We start from the raw sequence: 705 nt of genomic DNA on the forward strand, positions 1-705 counted from the left end.
CGCTGGTCAGGAACACGGCGGTTCCGGACACCAGCTGCGGCTTCTTCTTCAGCAAATTGCCGGCGAGGAAATCGAGCGGGATCTCGTTGCGGCGGGTCTTGTCGAACAGATAGCGGCTGCCGCGTACCCAGGTCCACATGGCCAGCACGATGGTGAAGGCCACCGCCAGCGAAGCCCAGCCGCCCTCGAACACCTTGACGATGTTGGAGGCGAAGAAGCCGACGTCGATGAAGGCGAACAGCGACGTCATGGCGATTGCCACCCACAGCCGCCATTTCCAGATGCGGGTCATGACGACGTAGAGCAGCACTGTCGTCACCAGCATGTTGCCTGTCACCGAGATACCGTAGGCCGAGGCCAGCCTGCTGGACTCGCCGAAGCCGACCACCAGCAGCATCACCACCAGCGCCAGCAGAAGATTGACGCGCGGCATGTAGATCTGGCCGGACTGTTTTTCCGAGGTGTGCAGGATTTCGAGGCGCGGCAGCATATTGAGCTGCACCGCCTGTCGGGTCAGCGAGAAGGCGCCGGAGATGACCGCCTGGCTGGCGATGACAGTCGCGGCCGTCGCCAGCACGACCATCGGGATCAGCGTCAAGCCTTCGTTCATCTCGAAGAATGGATGGCCGACGACGCCGTTCTTGGCCAGCACGAAGGCGCCTTGCCCGGCATAATTGAGCAGCAGGCAGGGAAACACGATCGCCA

At 62.4% G+C, this 705-nt stretch carries 1 protein-coding gene; it reads right to left on the bottom strand.

Annotated features, from left to right (window positions below):
• A partial coding sequence (locus tag NKJ26_RS33760) for a KUP/HAK/KT family potassium transporter (RefSeq protein WP_352700124.1) occupies positions 1 to 705 on the bottom strand: 705 nt, incomplete at both ends.

The organism is Mesorhizobium sp. M0152, from assembly GCF_040322415.1.
In the GTDB taxonomy this organism is placed as follows: Bacteria; Pseudomonadota; Alphaproteobacteria; order Rhizobiales; family Rhizobiaceae; genus Mesorhizobium.